The 4,417-nt window shown below is 59.4% G+C and carries 6 protein-coding genes; 3 read left to right on the forward strand and 3 right to left on the reverse strand.

The window, feature by feature from the left end:
- Positions 1-98 precede the first annotated feature (98 nt).
- Positions 99-1,100, reverse strand: coding sequence for an LLM class flavin-dependent oxidoreductase (locus QMX91_RS29290; protein WP_047297487.1), 1,002 nt, complete (start codon positions 1,098-1,100; stop codon positions 99-101).
- A 241-nt stretch (positions 1,101-1,341) separates the two neighbouring features.
- Here QMX91_RS29290 and QMX91_RS29295 point away from each other — a divergent pair, with 241 nt between their 5' ends.
- Positions 1,342-1,773 carry an OsmC family protein gene (locus tag QMX91_RS29295; RefSeq protein ID WP_007962818.1) on the forward strand — a complete coding sequence of 144 codons (432 nt, stop codon included), beginning with the start codon at positions 1,342-1,344 and terminating at the stop codon, positions 1,771-1,773.
- A gap of 247 nt (positions 1,774-2,020) precedes the next feature.
- A complete protein-coding gene (locus QMX91_RS29300) occupies positions 2,021-2,260 on the forward strand; it encodes a DUF1161 domain-containing protein (RefSeq protein WP_027610205.1) in 240 nt (79 codons plus the stop codon).
- A gap of 8 nt (positions 2,261-2,268) precedes the next feature.
- Here QMX91_RS29300 and QMX91_RS29305 read toward each other — a convergent pair whose 3' ends face one another.
- Together QMX91_RS29305 and QMX91_RS29310 are read right to left on the reverse strand one after the other, a co-directional pair.
- Positions 2,269-2,688, reverse strand: coding sequence for a hypothetical protein (locus QMX91_RS29305; RefSeq protein ID WP_027610206.1), 420 nt, complete (start codon positions 2,686-2,688; stop codon positions 2,269-2,271).
- A gap of 40 nt (positions 2,689-2,728) precedes the next feature.
- On the reverse strand, positions 2,729-3,151 hold the full coding sequence (locus tag QMX91_RS29310; RefSeq protein ID WP_027610207.1) for a hypothetical protein: 423 nt from the start codon (positions 3,149-3,151) through the stop codon (positions 2,729-2,731).
- Between the two features lie 58 nt (positions 3,152-3,209).
- Here QMX91_RS29310 and QMX91_RS29315 point away from each other — a divergent pair, with 58 nt between their 5' ends.
- Entirely contained in the window at positions 3,210-4,286 is a 1,077-nt protein-coding gene (locus QMX91_RS29315; RefSeq protein ID WP_098966506.1) for an aminopeptidase, read from the forward strand.
- The last annotated feature ends 131 nt before the right edge of the window (positions 4,287-4,417 follow it).

The following is a 4,417-nucleotide window of genomic DNA, read 5'->3' on the forward strand; positions in this document are numbered from 1 at the left end:
GGGCTTGCTCGCGAAAGCGTTATGTCAGCCGACATCCAGGGTGTCTGACACTCCGTCTTCGCGAGCAAGCCCGCTCCCACAGAAGCCGTATTCCAGAGTCAGCCCTTCATCACCTGCGCCAGCAATTCATAGGAATGCAGGCGATCGGCATGCTCATACAGATCGCAGGTGAAAATCAGCTCATCGGCCTGGGTCTGCTCGACCAGCACCTCCAGCTTCGCACGGATCTTCTGCGGGCTGCCAACCATCGCCAGACCGAGGAAATCCCCCACCGCTTCGCGCTCATGGGGCAGCCACAGGCCGTCCATGGTTTTCACCGGCGGACGCTGCACCAGACTCTGCCCACGCATCAGCGCGAGAATTCGCTGGTACACCGAGGTCGCCAGGTAGTCGGCCTGCTCATCGGTATCGGCTGCCACCAACGGCACCCCGAGCATCACGTACGGCTTGTCGAGCACCGCCGACGGTTTGAAGTGATTGCGATAGACGCGAATCGCCTCGTGCATGAAGCGCGGGGCGAAGTGCGAAGCGAAGGCGTAGGGCAACCCGCGCTCACCGGCCAGTTGCGCGCTGAACAGGCTGGAACCGAGCAACCAGATCGGCACGTTGGTGCCGGTGCCGGGCATGGCGATCACCCGTTGATCCGGGGTGCGCGGGCCGAGGAAGCGCGCCAGCTCGGCGACGTCTTCCGGGAAATCATCGGCACTGCCGGAGCGCTCACGACGCAGGGCGCGGGCGGTCATCTGGTCGGAGCCGGGCGCGCGGCCCAGACCCAGATCGATGCGTCCCGGATACAGGCTTTCGAGAGTGCCGAACTGCTCGGCGATCACCAGCGGCGCGTGGTTCGGCAGCATCACCCCGCCGGAGCCGACACGAATCGTCGAGGTACCGCCGGCCAGGTATCCCAGCAACACCGAGGTGGCAGAACTGGCGATACCGTCCATGTTGTGGTGCTCGGCCACCCAGAAGCGGGTGTAGCCGAATTTCTCGACGTGCTGCGCCAGGTCCAGCGAGTTGCGCAGCGATTGCGCCGGGCTGCCATTCTCGCGCACCGGCACCAGATCGAGGGTGGAAAACTTTACGTCGGACAGTTGCTTCATAAACCTGCGTCTCCGAATGAGGAGGCAGGTTTTTCTTGCGAACGAAAACCTGCCCAATCCATAAGCGTGTTTTATGCAATGAGGGCATATACCCGAGTTTCAATAGCCGCGATGAAATTTCCTACTAAAAAAGTCAACGATTCAGCCGGGCTGAACTTTGTCCCGACGTCTATCCTCAGAAGCCTTGCAAGTAAAAACCACGACGGCGCGGCGTTCCGCGCCAGATCTTGAGGAGGCAGACATGGCTATCGTGAAGAAAGCATCCGCACATTGGGCAGGCGATCTGAAAACCGGCATCGGCTCGATCTCTACCGAGACTGGCGTCCTCAGAGAAGCGCCGTACGGCTTCAAGGCCCGCTTCGAAGGCGGCAAGGGCACCAACCCGGAAGAACTGATCGGCGCCGCGCATGCCGGCTGTTTTTCCATGGCGTTCTCGATGATTCTCGGTGATGCGGGCCTGAAGGCCGAGAGCATCGACACCCAGGCTGAAGTCACCTTGGATCAGGTCGAGGGTGGCTTTGCCATCACCGCGATCAAGTTGATCCTCAAGGCGAAAATCCCGGGCGCTACTCAGGCGCAGTTCGAGGAACTGAGCAACAAGGCCAAGGAAGGGTGCCCGGTGTCCAAGGTACTGAATGCGAAGATTACCCTTGAGGCTTCGCTGGTCAGCTGATCAGGCATTAACTGCACTGGCGCCATCGCGAGCAGGCTCACTCCTACATTCGATCTCCAGCGGACACATCAAGTGTGAACAATCGGGATCCCCTGTAGGAGTGAGCCTGCTCGCGATGGCAATCCAACAATCACCACAATTCCTGAAGATGTGAGCGAAGTCAGAACCTGCCCCGCAAAAATATGGTCGAATAAGTGACAGCAGCTTCAGCGCACGCCCGTGCGCGCTGCATCAGGGAGCTTCATCTATGAAACGTATTGGCTTGGCGATTCTTTGCAGTGCACTGGCCACAACGGTTCTCGCCGCACCGAAAGACTGCGAAGAATTGAAGAAAGAGATCGAAGTAAAGATCCAGGCGAATGCAGTGCCGTCCTACACACTGGAAATTGTCAGCAAGGAAGAGGCCGACAAGCACGACGTGGCGATGGTTGTCGGCACCTGCGAAAACGGCACAAAAGCGATCGTCTACCAGAAGAACGACATCTGACAGTCCGCTCAAGGCACGCAGTTGATCTGGCGCTCTTCGGCAACTATCTGCCCTTGGCGATTGATCAACCGAGCACTCGGCGTGAACGCCAGCGACCGGGCTTCAAGTCGGTAACGTTGCCCGGCTTCGAAATGATCGTAGCGCACGGTCATGTAACACAGGCGCTCCTGCGGGTCGGTGTCCAAGCCCTGGCTGCCACCGAAGATCTCGAAATCGAAGCGCACCGTCAGCTCATGACTGCCCGGCGCGACCTGGAAAAAGCGCCCGTCCCGCAGGCGCACGTTGTCCAGCCGTTCAGCCATCAGCACCTTACCGCCGGGTGTCGGCATCGAAAAGTCGACCCAGGCCTTGCCCGGATCGGCTGCCGGCATCGGGCTCTGGCAGCCAGCAAGCAGACTTGCAGCGAGCAACAACGTCAACCTGTGCATGATCAATGTCCCGTGATTTGGACATCCAGCATAATTCCGATCAGGTTTTCTGGCAGCCTGCGGGTGTGCCCTGCCCTACGACTTTGCGCTGTTCATCATAAAGCCTGGCCCATGGCCGAAAACCGATGCTGCCGGCTTGCAACTGATAGCGCTGACCGGCGTTGAAGTCCTTGAATTTCACCTTCAACTGACAATCGCGCCACAGCGGTTCGGCGTCGGGGCCGATGTTGGTGGCTTCGACCGGAAACTGATAACGCACCTTCAACTCATGGCTGCCGGGCTGCACTTCGAAATAACGTTTGTCGACAGTTGCCTTGTCATCGACTTTCAGCGCTTGCAACGCCGTGTCCTGTTGCCGGGCATCGAGATCAATCCAGGCTTGCGAGGGGTCAGGATCGGGCATTCCGAATCCGGCACAACCGGCCAGCGTCAGCAGGCCTCCTGTCAGCAACAACATGCGCATAGCGAAGCTCCAAATGGCGGGATAGTCTTGCGGGCAGACTTTCCAAAGGATTTTTATTTTGAGCAGGCCGCTTCCAAGCCATGGGTTACTTGATCGCGTTTTTCGGATTTTGTTTCCGGGGGTGATGTTTTTGTTGCTCAACGGTTGTTCCAGCGTCAGCTATTACAGCCAGTTGGCCAGCGGTCAGTTGCAGTTGTTGCGAGCGCGTGAGCCGGTGGCCAAGGTGATTGCCGACCCAAGCCGCGATGCAACCCTGCGCACGCACCTGACCCAGTCGCAAAAGGCCCGGGACTTCGCCAGCGAACAGCTGCACCTGCCGGACAACCAGAGCTATCGGCTGTACGCCGACATCGGCCGGCCGTATGTGGTGTGGAACGTGTTCGCCACCCCGGAGTTTTCCCTGACCCCGCAGAACCATTGCTTCCCGATCGCCGGTTGCGTGGCCTATCGCGGCTACTACAGCCAGAGCGCTGCCCGGGGCGAAGCGGCGATTCAGCGCCTGCAAGGCATGGACGTGTCGATTGGCGGCGTCGAGGCCTATTCGACCCTCGGCTGGTTCAATGACCCGATCCTCAATTCGATGATGGGCTGGGGTGACGAACGCCTGGCCACGCTGATCTTTCATGAACTGGCGCATCAGCGTTTCTATGTGAAAGACGACACCGAGTTCAATGAGTCGTTTGCCACGTTTGTCGAGCAGGAAGGCACCCGCCAGTGGCGGGCGTTTCGTGGCCTGCCGCCGGACACCGATGCCAGGCTCAAGCAGCGCGATCAGTTCATCGAACTGGTGCTGGAAACGCGCTCACGCCTGGAAAAGCTCTACGCTCAGCCGCTGCCAGCCGAGCAGATGCGCGAACGCAAAGCGGCGACGTTCGAGCAGTTTCGCCGCGAATATCGATTGATGCGCGACCGCCAGTGGGCCGGGGACAAGCGTTACGACGCCTGGGTGAACATGCCGCTGAACAATGCGCGGTTGCTGCCGTTTGGGCTGTATGACCAGTGGGTGCCGGCGTTTGCAGCGTTGTTCAGGCAGGTTGGGGGGGATTGGCTGCGGTTTTATGCCGAGGTTGAGAAGTTGGGAGATTTGCCGGTTATCGAGCGTAAGGCAGCACTCAAAGCATTGGCAGAAGCCTGATTTTTCGCGGTCTGTACTGGCCTCTTCGCGAGCAAGCCCGCTCCCACAGGTGACATGCATGCCTCCTGTGGGAGCGGGCTTGCTAGCGAAGACTGACTGATCAGCGCCGCAAAAACGCCTGATGCAACTCA

Origin of the sequence: Pseudomonas sp. PS01299 (assembly GCF_029960145.1) — a bacterium.
GTDB lineage: Bacteria > Pseudomonadota > Gammaproteobacteria > Pseudomonadales > Pseudomonadaceae > Aquipseudomonas > Aquipseudomonas putida_A.

Coding starts and splice junctions, on each gene's coding strand:
- QMX91_RS29290 (WP_047297487.1), bottom strand. CDS start 1,100: ATGAAGCAACTGTCCGACGTAAAGTTTTCCACCCTCGATCTGGTGCCG.
- QMX91_RS29295 (WP_007962818.1), top strand. CDS start 1,342: ATGGCTATCGTGAAGAAAGCATCCGCACATTGGGCAGGCGATCTGAAA.
- QMX91_RS29300 (WP_027610205.1), top strand. CDS start 2,021: ATGAAACGTATTGGCTTGGCGATTCTTTGCAGTGCACTGGCCACAACG.
- QMX91_RS29305 (WP_027610206.1), bottom strand. CDS start 2,688: ATGCACAGGTTGACGTTGTTGCTCGCTGCAAGTCTGCTTGCTGGCTGC.
- QMX91_RS29310 (WP_027610207.1), bottom strand. CDS start 3,151: ATGCGCATGTTGTTGCTGACAGGAGGCCTGCTGACGCTGGCCGGTTGT.